This is a genomic window from Lyngbya confervoides BDU141951 (assembly GCF_000817775.3).
Classification (GTDB): Bacteria; Cyanobacteriota; Cyanobacteriia; order Thermosynechococcales; family Thermosynechococcaceae; genus Lyngbya; species Lyngbya confervoides.
Genome location: NZ_JTHE03000109.1, coordinates 70,576 through 91,159 on the forward strand (window position 1 = coordinate 70,576; position 20,584 = coordinate 91,159).

12 protein-coding genes are annotated in these 20,584 nt (G+C 55.9%); 4 read left to right on the forward strand and 8 right to left on the reverse strand.

Annotated features, from left to right (window positions below):
* Positions 1-495 precede the first annotated feature (495 nt).
* From QQ91_RS19565 to pheT, 4 genes are all read right to left on the reverse strand, one after another.
* Complete coding sequence (locus QQ91_RS19565; RefSeq protein ID WP_166277817.1) at positions 496-1,404, reverse strand: methylenetetrahydrofolate reductase; 909 nt, start codon at positions 1,402-1,404, stop codon at positions 496-498.
* A 188-nt stretch (positions 1,405-1,592) separates the two neighbouring features.
* Complete coding sequence (locus QQ91_RS19570; RefSeq protein ID WP_166277664.1) at positions 1,593-2,036, reverse strand: hypothetical protein; 444 nt, start codon at positions 2,034-2,036, stop codon at positions 1,593-1,595.
* A gap of 42 nt (positions 2,037-2,078) precedes the next feature.
* Positions 2,079-3,089, reverse strand: a complete 1,011-nt coding sequence (gene trpS, locus QQ91_RS19575) for a tryptophan--tRNA ligase (protein WP_166277820.1) — start codon at positions 3,087-3,089, stop codon at positions 2,079-2,081.
* Between the two features lie 122 nt (positions 3,090-3,211).
* The gene (gene pheT, locus QQ91_RS19580) at positions 3,212-5,665 is read right to left on the reverse strand and encodes a phenylalanine--tRNA ligase subunit beta (protein WP_166277667.1); all 2,454 of its coding nucleotides are present in this window, start codon (positions 5,663-5,665) and stop codon (positions 3,212-3,214) included.
* Positions 5,666-6,038: 373 nt separating this feature from the next.
* On the opposite strand from pheT, the gene mfd reads away from it, so the two are divergent.
* A complete protein-coding gene (gene mfd / locus QQ91_RS19585) occupies positions 6,039-9,560 on the forward strand; it encodes a transcription-repair coupling factor (protein ID WP_166277670.1) in 3,522 nt (1,173 codons plus the stop codon).
* 233 nt (positions 9,561-9,793) lie between these two features.
* On the opposite strand, the gene QQ91_RS19590 is transcribed toward mfd, so the two are convergent.
* A complete protein-coding gene (locus QQ91_RS19590; protein ID WP_166277673.1) occupies positions 9,794-10,609 on the reverse strand; it encodes an acyl-CoA desaturase in 816 nt (271 codons plus the stop codon).
* Between the two features lie 193 nt (positions 10,610-10,802).
* Here QQ91_RS19590 and QQ91_RS19595 point away from each other — a divergent pair, with 193 nt between their 5' ends.
* The gene (locus tag QQ91_RS19595; RefSeq protein ID WP_166277676.1) at positions 10,803-12,035 is read left to right on the forward strand and encodes a methionine gamma-lyase family protein; all 1,233 of its coding nucleotides are present in this window, start codon (positions 10,803-10,805) and stop codon (positions 12,033-12,035) included.
* A gap of 3 nt (positions 12,036-12,038) precedes the next feature.
* Here the strand turns inward: QQ91_RS19595 and QQ91_RS19600 are convergent, their stop codons facing one another.
* Positions 12,039-12,281 (reverse strand): NifU family protein, encoded by a 243-nt coding sequence (locus QQ91_RS19600; protein WP_166277679.1) that lies wholly within the window; start codon positions 12,279-12,281, stop codon positions 12,039-12,041.
* A 161-nt stretch (positions 12,282-12,442) separates the two neighbouring features.
* Between QQ91_RS19600 and QQ91_RS19605 the strand changes: the two genes are divergently transcribed.
* Complete coding sequence (locus tag QQ91_RS19605) at positions 12,443-13,996, forward strand: photosystem II high light acclimation radical SAM protein (RefSeq protein WP_166277682.1); 1,554 nt, start codon at positions 12,443-12,445, stop codon at positions 13,994-13,996.
* Positions 13,997-14,095: 99 nt separating this feature from the next.
* Here the strand turns inward: QQ91_RS19605 and psaK are convergent, their stop codons facing one another.
* A complete protein-coding gene (gene psaK, locus QQ91_RS19610) occupies positions 14,096-14,356 on the reverse strand; it encodes a photosystem I reaction center subunit PsaK (protein WP_166277685.1) in 261 nt (86 codons plus the stop codon).
* A 367-nt stretch (positions 14,357-14,723) separates the two neighbouring features.
* Here psaK and gltB point away from each other — a divergent pair, with 367 nt between their 5' ends.
* On the forward strand, positions 14,724-19,376 hold the full coding sequence (gene gltB / locus QQ91_RS19615; RefSeq protein WP_166277688.1) for a glutamate synthase large subunit: 4,653 nt from the start codon (positions 14,724-14,726) through the stop codon (positions 19,374-19,376).
* A gap of 424 nt (positions 19,377-19,800) precedes the next feature.
* Here gltB and apcB read toward each other — a convergent pair whose 3' ends face one another.
* Entirely contained in the window at positions 19,801-20,310 is a 510-nt protein-coding gene (apcB, locus tag QQ91_RS19620) for an allophycocyanin subunit beta (RefSeq protein ID WP_166277691.1), read from the reverse strand.
* Between the last annotated feature and the right edge of the window lie 274 nt (positions 20,311-20,584).

The window sequence follows — 20,584 nt, forward strand, 5'->3', positions numbered from 1 at the left end:
ACGCGGGCTTGAGTTCGTGGTAGGGACCCGATCGGTCTTGAAAGTCTTGGTTGAGCCGCACAAAGCTCAGAAACTCGGCACTTCCAAATTTAGATCGATAGAGGCTTTGGGTTCGACTGGCAATATCGCTGATCTGCTGAAACCGCTCCCGATACAGGGCGATGGCTTCTGGACTGACTGGCTCTCGGTAAAAATAGTCTTGAAGCCGCTGCATTAGGCTTCTCTGACCAATCAGTGGGCGATTCCACCAGGGCCTTGTCTGCTGAGTCTGGGGGGGTGGAAAGGGGCTGGGGTGGAGAACCATGGTTCAACTCTATTCGCGATCGCAGCTCGGGAAGGCGACAGAACTACGGATTAACTTTAGCGATTGTAGAGCATCCTAAAATTCTTCCCCCAGAGACTTCTAGCGTAGGTGCGAGTCCAGAGCGCTTTTGCGGCTGAGAAGGAGCTTGCTTGACCCTTGTGTCTTCCTGGCGGAAGGGGGCGAGATTGCCCTCACCGAGAATCGTGGGAGGGCTCCCGTAGGGGATCGACCCCCGCCCGGTCTAAAATTGTGGGAATGAGATCTTCCCGTCTGACGGCCATTATGTGCACGCCCTGGCACAGTTGGCGGGCTGCCTGCACCTGCTCAGCGGCAATTGCAATACCGGCCTCGAGGGGATCGCTCGCCTCGGCCAGCCGTTGGATTATGGCCTCGGGAATCTGGACTCCAGGCACATTTTTGTTGATGAATTGGGCGTTCTTGGCCGATTTTAGGAGAAAAATACCTGCTAAGACTGGTTTTCCGTAGGGTCGGGCAATTTTTGTCATGAACTGATCTAGACGGTCAAAGTCAACGATCAGCTGACTTTGAAAAAATTGGGCTCCCGCTTCGATTTTACGGGCAAATCGCTTTTCAAGGCTGGACCAGCTTGCTAGTTGAGGATCAACGGCGGCTCCTGCAAACAGATGAGTGGCACCATCGGGAAGCTTTTTTTCGTTGCCATCTTGTCCCTGATTTAAGGCAGCAATGAGACGCAGCAAGCGCACGGCCTCTAAGTCGAAGACGGCCCTAGCCTGGGGAAAGTCGCCTGCGCGAATCGGATCCCCCGTCAATGCCAAAATGTTATTTAAACCCAGGGCACTGGCGCCCATTAAATCTGCCTGGAGGGCAATCCGGTTGCGATCGCGGCAGGTCATCTGACAGATGGGGTCGAGACCCTGCCGTTGCAGCACTAAACAGGCTGCCCAAGAACTCATGCGTAGAACGGCCCGACTGCCGTCCGTGATGTTCACCCCGTGAACGCGTCCCTTCAAATGCAGCGCTTGTTGGACCATGTGCTCCACTGCCCCCCCCTTGGGGGGGGTTACCTCCGCCGTAACCACAAATTCTCCCCGCCGCGCGGCCTCGGCGAAGCTAGGAATTTGCGGCTGTCCTGGCCTCGGTCGCGTCAAGGAGGGGTTCAAGGAAAGATCGGGGATAGAACTCACGATAGTAAAAAATAATTCAATAAAACGAAGATAAAGATATAAGTCCTGACTTTACCTGGATTGGTCTGCTCTGGCACAGGGGGGAAGTGAAAATCTCTCCTGGTCAAAGGCCAGGATTCGGGTTAGTCCAGCGCGGGACAGAGTTGACAGGCCTCTGCCGCCGCACTGGGATCGAGGATGGTGCGATCGCCCGCGGGCTTGCCGTCGGTAAAGATGCGATCATAGAGTAGCTGATTCATGCATCGCTGGATAGACTCTGCCTGGGTTCGAGATCGAATGCCGCGACAGGCCACCGCCGCAGATCGAGGATCAATAATCGTGCGATCGCCTGCTGGCGTCCCGTCTCTGAAGGTGTGGTCGTAGAGTAGCTGGTTTACGCAAAGTTTAATCAGATTACCATCCACCGAGATCGGCTGGGCTGCAATGGGCACCAGTCCAGGTTCCCCCAGCGTCCCGCCGATGATCAGCCAGGGGGTGGCAACTCGGTATAGCCCTGAACCCAGAGAACGAAGGAACGGGGGGATGAAGGATGGTATGGCTCCAATCGCATGGCCCCGATGACCCATTGTGACCTCCCGCGTAGCAGCAATTCTATTCTAGGGGGGCTTCTACTGGGGATTTGTGAAACCCATGGCGGACCGGACCGATTGCAAGGTCGACTGCGCCACGGATTCGGCCTGCTCCCGTCCCTGCTGGAGGACGGAATTAAGGTAGCCAGGATCCTGGGTCAGATCCTGGTACTGCTGTTGAATGGGCCGCAGCGCCTCAATGGTGGTTTCGGTGAGGAGGGGCTTAAACTGGCCCCAGCCCATCTGAGTACATTCCTGGACAACGGCCGCCTTAGACTGACCGGAGAGCAGCATATAGAGCGTTAAGAGGTTATGGCATTCCGGGCGATCGGGATTATCAAACTCCAGGCCTCGCACGGGGTCAGTTTTGCAGCGCTTAATTTTCCTCTGAATCACCTCGGGTGCGTCTAGTAAATTAATGCGACTCTGTTCCGAGGGATCGGACTTAGACATTTTGCTGGTGCCATCGGTGAGGCTCATAACTCTGGCCCCGGCGGTTTGAATTAAAGGCTCGGGGATTTTTAAAAGGGGCTGATCCTCAGACCCAAACTGAAAATTAATTCGATTCGCAATATCACGGGTTAGCTCTAGATGCTGCTTTTGATCCTCCCCCACGGGCACGAGATCCGCCTGGTAGAGCAAAATATCGGCGGCTTGAAGAACCGGGTAGTCCAGTAGGCCCACGCTCACGTTTTCCCCCTGCTTGAGGGCCTTTTCCTTAAACTGAATCATGCGCTCAAGCCAGTTAAGCGGAGTTTGGCAATTTAAGAGCCAGGTCAGTTCTGCATGGGCTGAAACATGGGATTGGACAAAAATCGTGGTGTGGTTGAGATCCAGCCCGCAGGCTAAATAGAGGGCCACCAGCTTGTAGGTGTTGCGGCTCAAGTCCGCCGGCTGATGGGGAACCGTAACGGCGTGGAGATCGGCGATGAAGAAAAAGTTATCGTACTGCTGTTGTCCCTCAACCCAGCGACGAATGGCCCCCAGATAGTTGCCTAAATGAAGGTCACCCGTGGGCTGCACCCCCGACAAGACTCGTTGTTTTCCCATGATCAGCAGTGGATAAAAAGCAGTGGATAAATCGGTATTTGCAGGGGTTTGCAATAGACCTTAGGACCGAGAGAGCTCCCTGGGGTAGGGGATCTAGGCCTGTCCCAGGGGGTTGGCAATACCTAGCTGCGTAGGCTGACGCTGAGCTTGGCTTCCAGGGCCTCGCGAATCCTTTGATGCAACGGGTTGACCTCCTCCTCGGTGAGGGTTCGGTCCGGGGCGCGGTAGACCAGACGAAAGGCCAGGCTCCGTTGCCCCGCTGGCACCGTCTCTCCCTGATATTCATCGATTAGATCGACCTGGTTTAACAGGGAGGCGTTGCTCTTTTGCGCTGCGGTTTGAATGACCCGGCTAATTTCAGCCACTGAGACGCCTGTGGAAATGAAGAAGGCCAGATCTCGATCCACGGCTGGGTAGGGAGAAAAGGGCTGAAAATGAATTTGGGAGTCTTCGATATCTGCCATTGCATCGAGCAGAACCGCCAGGTCCAGCTCAAAACAGTAAACCGCATCCGGCAGATCTTGATCCTGACGCAGCAGCGGATGGATCTGCCCCAGGCGCCCGAGTCGCTGGCCTTGAATCCACAGTGAAGCCGTCCGCCCTGGGTGTAAGCGATCGTCCTGGCGATCGGGCTGATATTCCACCGAGAGTCCCAGGCTGGTCAAGGCCGCCTCTAAAATCCCCTTGGCTTCAAACCAGCTCATGGGGGAGTCGCGATTGCTGTCCTGCGCCCAGGTTCCTTGACGGACATCTCCCCCCATAATCCCGGCGATCGCGGGCGATTCCTGTAGGCCCTGTTCGTCTTCCCAGAAAATGCGTCCAATTTCAAACCCGTTGAGCGGCCCATTGCCCTGCTCCAGATTAAACCTAAAGGCTTTAATCAAGGCCGTGAGCATTTCCGTGCGCAGGGCGGAGAATTCAATGAGCAGCGGGTTGATGACCGAAATCTGGCGATCGCCCCCAGGTTTGGTCCAGCTGTAGTGAATCAGCTCGGTCAAGCCAGCTCCGCGAAAGGCCTGGCGAATTTTACGAGTATAGACCTCGTCCTCCCCCAGGTAGCCAAACTCAGACTTGGCCGGCAGGGTGTCACAAAAATTGTCGTAGCCGTAGAGGCGGGCAATCTCCTCAATTAGATCAATTTCCCGCTCGATATCTCCTTGGCGATGGGCCGGAATCTCCACGGACCAGATCTGAGGGTCGTCCTCGGGCGTGACCCTAAACCCAAGCGATTCCAGAATGGGAAGAACCTGGGACGCTTCGAGATCCACCGGTTCCTCGTCCTGGCCCCAAACCGGGCCCAGAATTTGGTTGACTCGCTCCAGGCGCAGCAGGATGGTTCGCTGCTGCAAGGTTCGATAGTCGGCCTTTGCCTGACTCACCACGGTTCCCCCTGCCAGGTCCGCCAGCAGCGCTAGGGCATGCTGACAGGCAACATCGAGCTGCGCTGGATTAACGCCCCGCTCATAGCGGGAGGACGCTTCGGTCCGCAAGCCCTGTACCCGTGCCGAGCGGCGGATGGAGACGGCATTAAATAGGGCGCACTCCAGGATAATGCTCTGGGTTTGCGCATTGACCTCGCTCTGTTCTCCCCCCATCACCCCCGCCAGGGCCACGGGCTTATTTTGAACGGTAATCAGAAGATTTTGAGCCTCTAGCTGGCGAGATTGTCCGTCTAGGGTCCTTAAGGGGGGATCGTCATCGGCCAGGCGCACCCCGATCTGTAAATCGGTTCCGCCCGCAATGGTTTCCAGTGCCTGACGGTCAAAGGCGTGCAGGGGTTGTCCCCAGGTGATCAAGATGTAGTTGGTAATATCGACCACATTGTTAATGGCGCGAATGCCTGCTGACTCCAGACAGGTTCTGAGCCAGTCTGGGGAAGGCCCAACCTGTATGTTGTCCACGCGTGTGGCCAGGTAGGCGGGACAGTGCGCCGGATCGGCAATGGCCACGCTTAGCCCTGGGTCCTGCGGCCAGGAGGAGTCGGTCTTCACCTCCGGTAAACTCAAGGTTCCACCGGTGAGGGCGGCCACCTCTCGGGCAATCCCCACCATGCTCAGGGCATCGGCGCGGTTTGCGGTGGAGGTCAGGTCTAAAATGACGTCGTCCAGGCCAAGTAGGGGACGCACGTCATCCCCTACTTGGAACGACTGTACCGCCGGGTCAAAGCTGTGAATTCCTGCAGACTCTTTGGCTAACCCCAACTCAGCCAGGGAGCAGATCATTCCAAAGGACTTAACTCCGCGCAGCTTCGCAGGCTTGATTTTGAGATCAATGCAGGGAAGGTAGGTGCCGGGTCGCGCCACCGGAACATACAGTCCGGTTTTGACGTTGGGAGCCCCGCAAACGATGGTCGCAGCTTCGGCGTCTCCCACCTCCACTTGGCAAACGCTCAGCTTATTGGCATTGGGATGGGGCTGGCAGTCCCGGACGTAGCCCACGACTACCCCTTCGGCCCAGGTTTTGCGATCCTCAATATCTTCAACTTCAAACCCAGCCAACGTTAGTTGATGAGCTAGATCCTCTGGCGAAAGGTCAATTGCCACCAGGGTTTTAAGCCAATTGAAGGAGATGTGCATGGATAGGTGAAATCAGCATGGCCATGATCAAAGCGGATAGCCAGGTTGGACTGGACTGACTACCCGCTTAACAATTGTTTATTGTCAGTCATGGTGGGGTGGATTGCAACCAGGCCTATGGAAAACCGGATGAGGTGCCCGGCTTGCTGCCCGGAGCCGGGGCCTAATTCTGGAGAGACCCGCTCGCATCTTAGGGGGCCATCGCGCGGGTCTCGCTTGGGCAAACTGGGGGGATGGACTCAAGCTGGAGGTCTGTTCTGCCGCTGCCTGGGTGTAATTGGTTGCGGGCTGGTCGCGGTGGCCCTTCCACCCGGACAGGGAAAGAACAAGTTAGGATCGCACATGACCTTCTGACCCGTTTGATTAAAGAAGAATGACCTCCTTTTCCGCAGTCGTTCGCGCTCTTTCCCAGAGCCGTCTTGCCACGGAGCTATCGAGCAAGTTAGACCAGCAGCAATTTCTTGATCTCAACGGTGTCGCTCGGCTGCCGAAGGGACTGGTCACTTCGGCCATCGCCCAGCTTCGCTCCCAGCCCCTGTGCATCATCACCGCTACCCTGGAAGAGGCCAGTCGGTGGGCGGCTCAGCTAGAATCCATGGGCTGGAATACGGTGCATTTTTATCCCACCAGTGAAGCCTCGCCCTACGAACCCTTTGACCTTGAGTCTGAAATGGCCTGGGGGCAGCTGCAGATTCTCGCTGACCTGAGCCTGGATCACGATCTAGAATCCCAGGCGTTCCGCCACCCCTCCGACCCCAATAAGGTGGCCATTGTCGCCACCGAGCGATCGCTCCAGCCCCATCTGCCGCCAAAATCTGCCCTGAAGGACTTTTGCCTGCGGCTGCAGACTGGGATGGAGATGGAGATTCAAGATCTCAGGCGCAAGCTGGCCCATTTGGGCTATGAAAAGGTTGCTCTGGTGGAAACTGAAGGTCAGTGGAGTCAGCGGGGCGATATTTTAGATATCTACCCGGTGGCGGCGGAACTGCCCATCCGTCTGGAGTGGTTTGGCGAGGATCTAGAGCAAATCCGCGAGTTTGACCCCGGTACCCAGCGATCCCTGGACCGCATTCCCGCCATGACCCTGACGCCCACCAGCTTTCGGCCCATTATCCTCAAGGCGCTTCAGACCATTGACAGTCCGGCATTTCGCCACTACCTCAGCCAGGATCAGCAAGATCAGCTGGTTCAGGGCACCCTGGAGGGCACCCACAAGTTCCTGGGCTTTGCCTTTGACCAGCCCGCTTCGCTCCTGGATTACTTGCCAGATCACACCTTGATCGTCCTGGATGAGCCGGGTCAGTGTCAGCCCCACAGCGATCGCTGGGTGGAGCATGCTCAGGATCAGTGGACCTTCTACAGCGATGCCCAGCATCCTCTGCCGAAGCTGCACCAATCCTTTTCAGAGACCACCGCTGTCCTGGACCTCTTTGACCGCATCCACTTGCGTGAGCTGGCCGAGAGCGATCGCGGTTTAAACCTGTCTAGCCGTCCGGTGCCGGTGACTCCACACCAGTTTGGCAAGCTAGCGGAGATTGTGCGGGAACAGCTGGGGCAAAAATTTCAGGTTTGGCTGATGTCTGCCCAGCCGTCGCGATCGGTGGCGCTACTGCAAGAGCACGATGCCCCGGCCCAGTTTGTGCCCAATCCCAAGGACTATCCAGCCATTGAAAAGCTGCAAAATCAGCGCACTCCCGTGGGGTTGAAATATTCAGGCTTAGCGGAACTAGAGGGATTTATCCTGCCCACCTTCCGCGTCATGGTGGTCACCGACCGGGAGTTTTTTGGCCAGCATTCCCTTTCCTCACCGAGCTATGTGCGCAAGCGGCGGCGAGCGGCCTCCAAGCAGGTCGATCCTAACAAACTTTCTCCCGGTGACTACGTGGTCCATCGCAACCACGGCATCGGCCAGTTTAAAAAGCTAGAGAGCTTAACGATCAACCGGGAAACCCGCGATTATCTGGTGATTCAGTATGCCGATGGTCTGTTGCGGGTGGCCGCCGATCAGCTCGATGCCCTGTCTCGCTTTCGAACCACCGGCCAGGAGAAGCCACAGCTGCACAAAATGACCGGCAAGGTGTGGGAGAAAACGAAAAATAAGGTGCGTAAGTCCATCAAAAAGCTGGCGGTGGACTTGATCATGCTCTATGCCGAACGGGCCAAGCAAACCGGATTTGTCTTTCCTGAAGACCAGCCCTGGCAAGAGGAACTAGAAGAATCCTTTCCCTACGTGCCCACGCCGGATCAGCTGAAGGCCACCCAGGATGTGAAGCGCGATATGGAAAGTAATCGCCCCATGGATCGGTTGGTCTGCGGCGATGTGGGCTTTGGCAAAACCGAGGTGGCCGTGCGCGCTATTTTTAAGGCGGTGACCGCAGGGAAGCAGGTGGCGATGATGGCTCCCACCACCATCTTGACTCAGCAGCACTACCACACCCTTAAGGAACGGTTTGCCCCCTATCCCATTCAGGTGGGTCTTTTAAATCGCTTCCGCACGGCTCAGGAGCGCAAAGATATTATCCAACGGCTGAAAACTGGGGAGCTAGATGTGGTGGTGGGCACCCAGCAGCTACTGGGCAAGACCGTCCAGTTCAAAGATCTTGGTTTGCTAGTGATTGACGAAGAGCAGCGGTTCGGCGTGAATCAGAAGGAAAAAATCAAGACCCTCAAGACCCAGGTGGATGTCCTCACCCTCTCGGCCACGCCAATTCCGCGCACTCTCTATATGGCCCTCTCTGGCGTACGGGAAATGAGCTTGATTAGCACCCCCCCGCCCTCCCGTCGTCCCATCAAAACCCACATGTCGCCCTATGAACCTGAAACCGTCCGGAGCGCCATCCGCCAGGAGCTCGATCGCGGCGGACAGGTATTTTACGTGGTGCCCCGAGTGGAGGGGATTGAGGAAACGGCTGCCAAAATTCGGGAGATGGTGCCCTCGGCCCGCATTGCGATCGCCCACGGTCAGATGGTGGAAGGAGAACTGGAGGCAACCATGCTGGCTTTTAGCAACGCCGAGGCCGATATTCTCCTGTGTACCACCATTATCGAATCTGGCCTTGACATTCCCCGCGTTAACACAATTCTGATTGAAGATGCCCAAAAGTTTGGTCTCTCCCAGCTGTATCAGCTGCGGGGGCGAGTGGGCCGTGCCGGCATTCAAGCCCATGCCTGGCTGTTCTATCCGCGCCAGGAAAGCCTCACGGAAGCAGCCCGTAAGCGCCTGCGAGCCCTTCAGGAGTTTACGCAGCTGGGGTCCGGCTATCAGCTCGCCATGCGCGATATGGAAATTAGAGGGGTGGGCAATCTGCTGGGGGCGGAGCAATCGGGGCAGCTTAATGCCATTGGCTTTGACCTCTACATGGATATGCTCCAGGAATCTATCAATGAAATTCGCGGTCAGGAGATTCCTCAGGTGGACGAAACCTCAGTGGAGTTGACCCTTACCGCCTTCATTCCCTCTGACTATATCCCTGACCTAGATCAGAAAATGGCGGCCTATCGGGAGGTGGCCACCGCCGACTCTAAGCAGGATCTGACCCTGATTGCTGCCGATTGGAGCGATCGCTACGGCACCATTCCCCATGCGGCCCTGCAGCTCATGCGTGTTGTGGAACTCAAGCTGATGGCCAAACCCCTCGGATTTGCCAAAATTAAGTCGGAGGGCAAGCAGCACGTGATTCTAGAAACGCCCATGGAGGAACCTGCTTGGAAGCTGCTCCAGGAAAAATTGCCGAATCACCTGAAGTCTCGCTTTGTTTATTCCCCCGGTAAGGTCACAGTTCGGGGGCTTGGGGTTCTAAAACCGGAACAGCAGCTCGAGAACCTGATTGACTGGTTGGGCACGATGCAAACTGCTCTGCCTCACCCCGATCTGGAAGTAGCCCAGTTGGTTTAGGCTCTGTCCCCCTGCCCGGCTGCGGAAGGCCAGGGAGAAGTGAGAAGACCCTCTCCTCTTGGCTGGCAATACGGCAGCCAAGCCGGGCCTGTCCCTTGGGATTGCCGGGAGAGGAGACCACGCTTCCCCCTCACGGAAGAAAGGCGGCTGCTTAAAAAGCCCCCATCGCAAGCGTAGGATGAGGGCCTCAATCGGATAATTAATTGGGAATCTTTCGTAAACCTTCGGCTAGATTAGGCTTCTGCCAGGCGTAACCGCTTGGCTAATCCCAGCTTACTCAGGAGCCAAATGGTCACCCAGGTCAAATCAAATTCCCACCATTGCAATCCGTGGCGGGCCGAGTGGGGATAGGCATGGTGGTTATTGTGCCAGCCTTCGCCGTAGGTGAGTAGAGCCACCCACCAGCAGTTGGTCGAAGCATCATCGGAGTCATGGGTGCGATAGCCAAACTGATGCGTGGCGCTGTTCACAAACCAGGTGCAGTGATACACCAGCACCAGACGCACGAAAATTCCCCAAACCACAAAGGGCCAACCCCCGAGCAGATAAAAGATCACGCCCAAGGCAATCTGAATCGGCAGAAAGTATTGATCTAAAAATCGGTAAACCGGATCCTGGTTAATATCCCGAGTTAAACGCTCCACATCTTTCTTGGCCGGGACCTGATGCAGCATCCAGCCCATGTGACTCCACCAGAATCCCTTGTGGGAGTTGTGCTGATCTTGCACTTTATCTGAATGCAGATGGTGATTGCGGTGTAAACCCACCCACTCTATCACCCCTCCTTCGCAGGCCAACGCGCCACAGAAGACAAAAAAATACTCCAGCCATTTCGGGGTCTGAAAACTCCGATGGGTCACCAAACGATGCCATCCTAAGGTAATCCCCAAACCGCCAGTAATCCAGTGGAACAGGACAGCCAGTCCTACGGCTGCCCAGCTAAAATTGCCAGGCAGCAGCGCAAACAACGCTCCCACGTGAATTGCTGCCATGAATAAAATGACCGGCCACTGGAATCCTAATTTTTCGGTTGAAGTTGCAACTGTCATTCACATACCTTTAGAAAAGAACGAAATTAAATGCGAAAAAAGTCAGGTAGCTCTCCGCAGCAGCGCCGCTGACCCGACTTGAACGTAAAATTTCTTCATAAAATGCACCACGGCCTCTTCCACATCCCGTGGTCGCCACCGATACAAAACTTTTTAATGGTCGAACACAGGCTAACACAAATTTCTATTGTCTATGGAACCTCACATTCGGCTTGCTGCTGCTGAAGCCAAACTCTCATCCATATTTTCTAAGATTGACGCACAAGTCAAGAACCGCCTGGGGAAAGTCCTGAAGGCCTTTCGAGATCACCGAGTGGGACCGCATCACTTCAGCAGCGTTTCCGGTTACGGCCATGATGACTTGGGGCGGCAGGTCCTTGATCAGGTCTTTGCCCAAGTGATGGATGCTGAGGCGGCGGCAGTGCGGGTGCAGTTTGTTTCCGGCACCCATGCCATTGCCTGTGCCCTATACGGTATTTTGCGCCCCGGAGATGAGCTGTTGGCGGTGGCGGGCGCTCCCTACGACACCCTGGAAGAGGTGATTGGCCTGCGGGGGCGGAATCAGGGATCTTTGGCAGAGTTGGGGATTCAGTATCGTCAGATCAATCTCACAGAAACCGGAGAGATTGATTGGGAAAGCTTAGCTACGGCAGTGCGTCCGCAGACGCGCATGGTGCTGATCCAGCGATCCTGTGGCTACACCTGGCGCCCTAGCTTGAGTATTCTTGAGATTAATCGCATTGTGCAGAGTGTCAAAGCTCAAAACAGCCACACCGTCTGCTTTGTGGATAATTGCTACGGCGAGTTTATTGAACTCCAAGAACCCACCAGCGTCGGGGCAGACCTGATGGCCGGGTCTTTGATTAAAAATCCCGGCGGGACCATTGTCACCGCTGGTGGCTATGTTGCCGGCCGATCCGATTTAGTGGAGAGGGCTACCTGCCGCCTCACCGCTCCTGGGATTGGCAGCAGTGGCGGTGCAACCTTTGATCAAAATCGGCTGCTGTTTCAGGGTCTGTTTCTAGCTCCCCAGATGGTTGGAGAAGCCATGAAGGGCAATCACCTCACTGCTCAGGTGTTTCAATCCTTGGGCTATCGCGTCAACCCACTTCCGGAGGCACCGCGTCGCGATGTGATTCAGGCCGTGGAGCTCGGCTCACCAGAAAAGCTGATTGCCTTTTGTCGGGCTATTCAAGCCCATTCTCCCATTGGTGCCTACCTAGACCCGGTGCCTGGAGCCATGCCGGGATATGCCAGCGATCTGGTCATGGCGGGGGGCACCTTTATTGACGGCAGCACCTCAGAATTGTCTGCCGATGGACCCCTGCGGAGTCCCTACGTGGCCTTTTGTCAGGGGGGGACCCACTGGACCCATGTGGCGATCGCCCTGGAGGCTGCCGTTGCCGCAGTGGGTCCAGCCTTGTGAGGCTTAGATTACCTGCTCTACTTCACTAATTTCAGGGATCGATTCCTTTAACTTCCGCTCAATCCCCATTCTCAGGGTCATCGTTGAGCTAGGGCAAGATCCACAGGCGCCCTGTAGCCGGAGGCGGACCACCGGACCCTCGATTTCCACGAGTTCAACGTTGCCGCCATCGGCCATCAGGTAAGGCCGCAGCTCATCTAAAACGGTTTCGACGTTGTCATGGTTCAACTCTAGCGTCGCAGACATGGTTTACCCCTAGAAACGGTGTGATCTAACTGATTGATTGTCTTCATTGTGCCGTAGCCGATCTTGACTCGCAACTGAGCCGCCACTGCTGGACTCCGACACCTTTAGGCCAGAACGGCTTATGATGAAAGGGTCGAAACATTTGTTTACAAAGCCAAACCATGGATTGCTCCCCTGCCCGCATCCTTTATGTTCGACTGCCCTGCAACCCAATTTTTCCCATTGGTGTGGTGTACCTCGCGGACCATGTTCATAAGCAGTTTCCGGAGGTGGATCAGCGCATTTTTGATCTCGGAACAATTCCGCCCCTGGATTACTTTGATGCCCTGCGCCGCTGCATTGCCGAATTTCAGCCGAGTCTCTTGGTGTTTTCCTGGCGCGACATTCAGATCTATGCGCCCGTGGGCGGTCGCGGCGGGAACCCCTTGCAAAACGCCTTTGAATTTTACTACGCCAAAAATCCCTGGATTCGACTGCGGGGAGCCCTGGGCGGACTGCGCCTATTTCTTTCCTACTACTCGGAGCTATGGCGCAATCTGGGCTTGATTCGCCAGGGTTTCCGGCAGGCTCGCAAGTTCAATGCGCAGGTGCAAGCTGTCGTGGGGGGTGGGGCCGTGAGTGTTTTTTATGAACAGTTGGGGAACAGGCTCCCAACGGGAACGATTGTCTCTGTGGGTGAGGGAGAAGCCCTGCTGGAGAAGCTGCTCCGGGGAGACCCCCTGGATCAAGAGCGCTGCTACGTCGCTGGGGTGGATCAGCCCCGCGATCGCCTCATCCATGAATGGCCCACGGAGATCGAAAAGACTGCCTGCCAGTACGATTACATTGAACGCATCTGGCCAGAGTTTGACTATTATTTGCAGGCGCAGGATTTTTACGTGGGTGTCCAGACGAAGCGCGGCTGCCCACATAACTGCTGCTACTGCATCTACACGGTCATCGAGGGCAAGCAGGTTCGCATTAATCCTGCCGATGAAGTGGTGGCAGAGATGCGTCAGCTCTACGATCGCGGGATCCGCAATTTCTGGTTCACCGATGCCCAGTTTATCCCCGCTCGCCGCTACATGGCCGATGCTGAGGAGTTACTAGAGAAGATCCTCGCTTCCGGCATGCGCGACATCCACTGGGCCGCCTACATCCGAGCCGACAACCTCACCCCGCGCCTGTGCGATCTGATGGTTCAAACCGGGATGAACTATTTTGAAATTGGGATTACCAGCGGATCTCAGGAACTGGTGCGGAAAATGAGAATGGGATACAACCTGCGCACTGTCCTGGAGAACTGCCGCGATCTGAAAGCTGCGGGATTTAACGATTTGGTCTCGGTGAATTATTCCTTCAATGTCATTGATGAGCGCCCGGAGACCATCCGTCAAACCGTGGCCTACCATCGTGCCCTGGAAGAAATTTTTGGGGTGGACAAGGTTGAACCCGCCATCTTTTTCATTGGCCTGCAGCCCCACACCCACCTAGAAGCCTACGCCTTCGAACAGGATATTCTCCAGCCTGGCTATAACCCCATGAGTCACATGCCCTGGACCGCCAGGAAACTGTTGTGGAATCCAGAACCCATGGGGTCGCTCTTTGGGGAGGTCTGTTTGCAGGCCTGGCAGCAAAACCCCAGCGATTTTGGTCGAGAGGTTATGCGTCTTCTAGAGGAACGCTACGGGACAGCACCGCTAGATCGCGCCCTGCGTGCCCCTGTTGCCGTCTAGGATCCAGTGGCTTTGACCCGCATAAAAAGGGCCTCGAACCTTGAGGCCCCATGGGTGTCTTCAGGTTTAACGGTGTTCAGATCTGGGATGGCACCGAGCTTAGATCGCCCCGATATTGGTCAGGCCCAGAATCACGCCGGCCCCCAAAATATGGCCGAAACAGGTGGTTCCCAGCACTGCGCCCAAACCAAACCCGCCGAACAGATTCGGCGAAGGCATGGCTGGTCCAGTGGACTGATTCTTAATGGTGTACTTTCCGAAGGCGATCGCAATCACATTGCAGATCAACATGATTAGGCCAATGGTGGGACTCCAGTTGGAGGAACGCACGGCGACCGCGAGTAATGTTGGCGTTAACAATTCAGTGACTCCTAATCGACATTAAAAGAACGCAATGACGTCGGAAATGACGTTGAACCCTAGGCAATTCTTACCAGAGAACAGGGGGTGCCTGGTTGTCGTTGAATCAATAGTTTACGTTTGCGTAACTTTTCATGAAGATCAAACGGGTTGTGGCAAGAAAAATCGGGGGGAGAAGGGACGAAATTTGGATGTTCGCCCTCCTGAGAGTTCAATCACGGTCTTTGGTTGGCTGGTTTCCTGGGGAAGGATTTTATGCGTTACAATAATTAATCCTTTGGCAGATTGCTAGAGAGTTTTCTTTTTCCCCTCAGCGCTTCAAGGGTAAAGACGGTTTGGTTTTTGTTTATCTGGTGATAACAACGCTATGGCTATAGTTAATGCTGGCTTTCAATCTTCCTTGCAGGGGTCTTCTACCAAGGTTGATCAAGGGCAACCTTGGTTGGTGGAGGAGCGGGATGCCTGTGGCGTGGGATTTATTGCCAGTAAACGCGGCCAGCCGAGCCATCGGATTCTTCAAGAAGCCCTGGAAGGGCTGAGCTGTATGGAGCACCGGGGTGGATGTAGCGCCGACCAAGACTCTGGCGATGGCGCTGGGGTGATGACGGCCCTGCCGTGGGAGGTGCTGCGTCCCTGGGCAGACGCGGCCGGATTGTCCCTGGAGGATCCCCAAAATCTTGCTTTGGGGATGGTGTTTCTGCCGACCGATGCTGCTGGAGCCCAGCATGCCAGGACCACCATGGAATCAGTCCTGGCCCAGGAAGCAATCCAGGTTTTAAGGTGGCGTCCAGTGCCAGTACGTCCCCAGGTGTTGGGAGTGCAGGCGCGGGAGAATCAGCCCCAGATCGAGCAGGTCATTGTGCGCAATCAAGGGGATCACAGTGGAGATGACTTTGAGCGGCGGCTGTACCTGGGCCGCAAGCGCATAGAGTCTGCGATCGCGGCAACGGCGGCTCCCTGGGCTGGGGATTTTTATGTTTGTTCTCTGTCTTCGCGCACCGTTGTTTATAAGGGCATGGTGCGATCGGTGGTGCTGGCGGAGTTCTATGAGGATCTTCAGCAGGAAAGCTATGTGACTCCCTTTGCGCTGTACCATCGCCGCTTTAGCACCAACACCATGCCGAAGTGGCCCTTGGCTCAGCCGATGCGCTTTCTGGGTCACAATGGCGAAATAAATACGCTCCTGGGCAACATTAACTGGATGGCGGCGCGAGAGTCCACCTTTGCCCATCCGGTGTGGGGCGATCGCCTCCAGGATCTCCATCCCATCACCAATCCCAACAACAGCGATTCCTCAAACCTGGATAATTCCCTGGAGCTGCTGATTCAAACGGGACGCAGCCCCCTGGAAGCCACCATGATTTTGGTGCCGGAGGCCTTTCAAAATCAGCCGGAACTGGAGGCCTACCCGGAAGTGGTGGACTTTTATGAGTTCTATGCAGGGCATCAAGAGCCCTGGGATGGTCCGGCCCTGCTGGCCTTTAGCGACGGCAAAGTGGTGGGGGCTGCCCTCGATCGCAACGGTCTGCGTCCGGCTCGCTACTGCATTACGGAAGATGAGATGGTTTATGTGGCCTCGGAGGCCGGTAGCGTCATCATTCCCACTCAGAAAATTGTGGCCAAGGGGCGACTGGGGCCTGGTCAGACCATTGCCGTTGATCTTGAGCAGCAGGAAATTCTAACGAACTGGGATATCAAGACCCGCGTGGCGCGCCAGCAGCCCTACGGGCAATGGCTGGCCCAGCGACAAACGGTGTACGAGACTCAATTTGACGAGGGCCAACAGCTGCAGGCCCAAGCGTGCACCCGTCAACAAACGGCCTTTGGCTACTCGGCTGAGGACGTGGAAATGATTGTTGAGGCCATGGCTCGGGATGGCAAAGAGCCCACCTTTTGCATGGGCGATGACATCCCCCTGGCCATTTTGTCGGATCGACCCCACGTACTCTACGACTACTTCAAACAGCGTTTTGCCCAGGTGACCAATCCGGCCATTGATCCGCTGCGGGAGAAGCTGGTGATGTCTCTGACCATGCAGCTGGGACGGCGTGGGAATCTGCTGGATCCTCAAGCCGGCGATGCCCGACAAATTAAGCTGGAGTCTCCCATTCTCCACGATGCGGAGCTAGAGAAGATTCAGGCTTCGGATCTGTCGCCGCGCACGCTGTCCACCCTATATGCGCTAGATCAGGGGCCAAAGGGCTTGAACGCTGCCCTCCATCGGCTGTGTCAGGCCGCCGCCGCTGCGGTGAAGGCCGGGTGCCAGGTGTTAATTCTCAGCGATCGCACGGATCCGGATGGGTCGAGGACCTGGCTCTCGGAACATTGCAGCTACATTCCCCCTCTGCTGGCGGTAGGAGCTGTGCATCACTCCTTAATTGCCCAGGGAATTCGGCTCCAGGTTTCTTTGGTGGTCGATACGGCTCAATGCTGGAGCACCCACCACTTTGCCTGCTTGATTGGCTTTGGTGCGAGTGCGGTTTTGCCCTACCTGGCCTGGGAGTCCGTTAAGCAGTGGTGGCTGAATGACAAGACCCAAAAAATGATGGATCGGGGCCGCTTGCCGCAGCTCACGCTGCAAGAAGCCCAGGCCAACTATCGGGGGGCTGTGGAGGCGGGCTTACTGAAGATTCTCTCCAAAATGGGCATCTCTCTCTTGGCCAGCTACCAAGGCGCGCAAATTTTTGAGGCCATTGGCATTGGTCCCGAGCTGATTGATTTGGCCTTTAAGGGCACGGTTTCACGGGTTGGGGGCCTCACCCTAGAAAATTTAGCCCAGGAAACCCTTGCCTTTCATCAAAAGGCCTTTCCACAACTGAGTCAGCGCAAGCTTGAAAATTACGGGTTTGTGCAGTTCCGGCCCAGTGGTGAATACCACATGAACAATCCGGAACTGGCGAAGGCGCTGCACAGGGCGGTGTCTGACAAGCAGGTGGACCATTACGAACTCTACCAGCGGCAGCTCCAGACTCGTCCGGCCACGGCTCTGCGAGATTTGCTGGAGTTCCGCAGCGATCGCGCCTCGATCCCCCTGGAGGAGGTGGAGCCCGTGGACTCGATTTTGCAGCGATTCTGCACCGGGGGGATGTCCCTGGGGGCGCTTTCGCGCGAGGCGCACGAGGTGTTGGCCATTGCCATGAATCGCATTGGCGGCAAGTCTAACTCCGGGGAAGGAGGCGAAGATCCGGTGCGCTTTCAAGTGCTAGCCGATGTGGACGCGGCTGGAAATTCACCGACGCTTCCCCATTTGCACGGGCTGCGCAATGGAGACACGGCAAACTCCGCCATTAAGCAGGTGGCCTCCGGTCGCTTTGGGGTGACGCCGGCCTATTTAATGAGCGCCAGGCAAATTGAAATTAAGGTGGCCCAGGGTGCAAAGCCGGGCGAAGGCGGGCAGTTGCCGGGCAAAAAGGTGAGCGACTATATTGCCGCCCTCAGAAACTCCAAGCCTGGAGTCACGCTCATTTCACCCCCGCCCCACCACGATATCTACTCCATTGAGGACCTGGCGCAGCTTATTTTTGACCTGCACCAGATCAACCCCCAAGCTAAGGTTTCTGTGAAGCTGGTGGCAGAGATTGGCATTGGCACCATCGCTGCAGGGGTGGCCAAGGCCAATGCAGATATCATCCAAATTTCTGGACATGACGGCGGAACGGGAGCCTCTCCCTTAAGTTCGATTAAGCATGCCGGTACCCCCTGGGAACTGGGCCTGACGGAGGTGCATCGATCCCTGATGCAGAACCAGCTGCGCGATCGCGTCATTCTTCGGGTGGATGGGGGGCTCAAAACCGGATGGGATATCGTCATGTCTGCCCTGATGGGGGCCGAAGAGTTTGGATTTGGCTCTATTGCCATGATTGCTGAAGGCTGTATTATGGCGCGGATTTGTCACACCAACAATTGCCCCGTGGGCGTGGCCACGCAGAAGGAGGCCCTCCGCAAGAAGTTCAAAGGGATCCCGGAACATGTGGTGAATTTCTTTGGCTTTGTGGCCGAAGAAGTGCGCTCTATCCTTGCCAAACTGGGCTATCCTTCCCTGGAGGCCTTGATTGGCCGCGCCGACTTGCTGGCTCCGCGCCCCGATGTGGCCCTGGCCAAGACTCAAGCGGTGAATCTGGACTGTTTGATCCAGTTGCCAGATACCCGCAGCGATCGCAGCTGGCTTCAGCACGAGGAGGTCCATAGCAACGGGCCTGTCCTAGATGATCAAATTCTCAACCAACCGGAAATTCAGGCTGCCATTGCCCAAAACCAGTCGGCAAGCTATGGGACTTCGGTGATCAGCACCGATCGCACCGTGGGCACCAGAGTGGCGGGGGCGATCGCTCAACGCTACGGCAATAGTGGTTTTCAGGGCCGTCTCTCCCTGAACTTTGTGGGGAGTGCGGGGCAAAGCTTTGGAGCCTTTAACCTTTCCGGGATGGTGCTGACCCTCACGGGTGAAGCCAACGACTATGTGGGCAAGGGCATGAATGGGGGCGAAATCATTATTAAACCCGCCGCTGACAGTCCGTTTGCCGCCGCTGAGAATGTGATTATCGGGAATACCTGTTTGTATGGCGCCACGGGCGGGGTGCTCTATGCCAACGGGCGGGCCGGAGAGCGCTTTGCCGTGCGCAACTCTAAGGCAGAGGCTGTGGTCGAGGGCACCGGCGATCACTGCTGTGAATATATGACTGGTGGCGTCATTGCTGTTCTGGGTGGCACCGGTCGTAACCTGGGTGCTGGCATGACCGGTGGCTTGGCCTACGTGCTCGATGAAGCCGGGGATTTTCCGGCTAAGGTGAATCCCGAGATTGTCCAAATCCAGCGCATCTCTACGGCCGCCGGCGAAGCGCAGCTCAAGGCGCTGATTCAGGCCCATGCGGATCGCACTGGTAGCCCCAAGGCCCGGGCGATCTTGAGCCAATGGTCCAAATACCTGCCGCAGTTCTGGCAGGTGGTGCCTCCCTCGGAGGCGGATCGGCCTGAAGTGACGGAGAAAAGTGCCGACAGCAAGATACTCACGCCTGTGTAAGGATGTGAGGGTCAGGCCAGGGAGCAAACGTTAAAAAAATCAATAAAGCTTAATGCTGCTTTATTGATTGGAGTCTCTCTCAACGCCTATGGTGGGGGTGCCCCCTGTCACTTGCATTAAATCCGACCCTATGAATCCACTCACCGCGCTGTTTCGCTCTAACCAATTCCGCTCAAGAATGAGCATCGCGTTAGGCGTTTATCTCTTGACGGTTCTTAGTCTTGGCCTGCTGGCTCATTCCCAGCTGAATGCGATGAGGCTGCTCCCGACCTCGAGGCCTCTGGTGCGCTGAGGGTGGAAAATACAGGTCGATAGATGCCGATCAGCTGCAATCGGCCTGACGATCAAAATTTGTCAGGAAAACGTTAGTAAAAAAGCGATCCAGGACTGGATCGCTTTTTTCTTCGACGATGTAAGCAAGCTGCTAGATGTTGGCCTCGCTGAGCTGAGCGCACATGTAGTCAAAGGGCTCATCAATAATCGAGAGATTGGTGACGCCTGCTTCCGCAGCTTGATCCTTGACGACGCCTTTCATGATTTGAATACCGATGACCGTCGGTCCAATCGGTACACTGAGGGAGTTGTATGTTTCCCGCAGCCCTTCCAAGACGCGCTCATCTAGCACGTCTTGATCCCCGGCAATCAGGGCATAGCTGGCATAGCGGAGATAGTAGTCCATATCGCGCAGACAGGCCGCGTAGCGGCGGGTGGTGTAGGCATTGCCACCGGGCATAATCAGTTCCGGTAATGCCTCAAAAAGCCGCGTTCCGGCTTCTTTCACAATATTGGCGGCGTTTGCGTTGATCACCGTAGCGGCCTGGACGCGGTCAGCTCCGGTAGAAAAATAGTCTTTGAGCGAATCAATGGCATTTCGATCGAGATATCGTCCAATGGCATCATAGCGACCAATTAAGGATGTAACCGCGTCCCGCATGTGTTTAATCTCCCAAGGTGCAGCAAAAGTTCTTCTAAAAGGGATTTTCTTGACTGATTCTGATCTTTAAGACTCGGGCAATCACCGACAGGGGAAGCCGCATCGGTTGAGTCTTAACGAAACCAGACTCAAACATCATGACCAGGGCTGAAAAAGCAAAAATACCCTGTACCCCTGAATCTGGTTGGTTTCAGGCAAAATTCTATCACGCCTAGGCCTCCCAATCGGGTAAACCCCATCCGTAAATCCTTGCAGTTTGTAACAGTTAAATCCT